Annotated in this window: 1 protein-coding gene; it reads right to left on the bottom strand. The window is 73.5% G+C overall.

Annotated features, from left to right (window positions below):
• Positions 1-31: 31 nt before the first annotated feature.
• The gene (locus CCN42_RS36675) at positions 32-865 is read right to left on the bottom strand and encodes a hypothetical protein (RefSeq protein WP_086741641.1); all 834 of its coding nucleotides are present in this window, start codon (positions 863-865) and stop codon (positions 32-34) included.
• Positions 866-937: the final 72 nt, after the last annotated feature.

Raw genomic sequence — 937 nt, 5'->3', positions numbered from 1 at the left:
GCCCCCGCGCCCGCTTCGGTCCGGCGACCGCTCAGCCCTGCCCCCGCAGCGCCGCCAGCTCCGACTCGCGACGGGCGACCTCGGACAGCAGTTGCTCGGCGATCTCGTCGAGGAGGCGGTCCGGGTCGTCCGGCGCCAGCCGCAGCATCCCGCCGATCGCACTCTCCTCCAGGTCCTTCGCGATCACCGCGAGCAGTTCCTTGCGCCGGGCCAGCCAGTCCAGCCGGGCGTACAGCTCCTCGCTGCGGCTCGGGCGCTGCTCCTGGGGCATCGGACCGGCGGCCCACTCCTCGGCCAGCTCCTTCAGCAGTGCCTCGTCGCCCCGGCCGTAGGCCGCGTTGACGCGGGTGATGAACTCCTCGCGCCGCGCCCGCTCGCCTTCCTCCTGGGCCAGGTCGGGGTGGGCCTTGCGGGCCAGCTCGCGGTAGAGCCGGCGGGCCTCCTCGCTAGGACGCACCCGCTGTGGGGGCCGTACCGGCTGGTCCGTGAGCATCGCGGACGCCTCCGGGAACAGTCCCTCACCGTCCATCCACCCGTGGAACAGCTCCTCCACGGACGGCATCGGCATCACCCGGGCACGCAGCTCCTGCGCGACCCGCAGGTCCTCGGGATCACCGCTGCGCGCCGCCCTGACCTCGGCGATCTCCGCGTCCAGCTCCTCCAGGCGGGCGTACATCGGGCCGAGCCGCTGATGGTGCAGCCGGGAGAAGTTCTCCACCTCGACACGGAACGTCTCCACCGCGATCTCGAACTCGATCAGCGCCTGCTCGGCGGCCCGCACGGCCCGCTCCAGCCGCTCCTCGGGCCGCGACGCGGCACCGTCGGACGACACGGACTGCGGCTGCTCAGCTTCCGGGGTGGTCACCCGACCAGCGTAGGCCACACCCGCGGACTCCGAATCTGTCACCCGGGGGGCTCCCCCCTCCCCCTCCCCTCC

The organism is Streptomyces glaucescens (assembly GCF_002154375.1).
Taxonomy (GTDB): domain Bacteria; phylum Actinomycetota; class Actinomycetes; order Streptomycetales; family Streptomycetaceae; genus Streptomyces; species Streptomyces glaucescens.
This window is presented reverse-complemented; position numbering and strand designations above follow the sequence as displayed.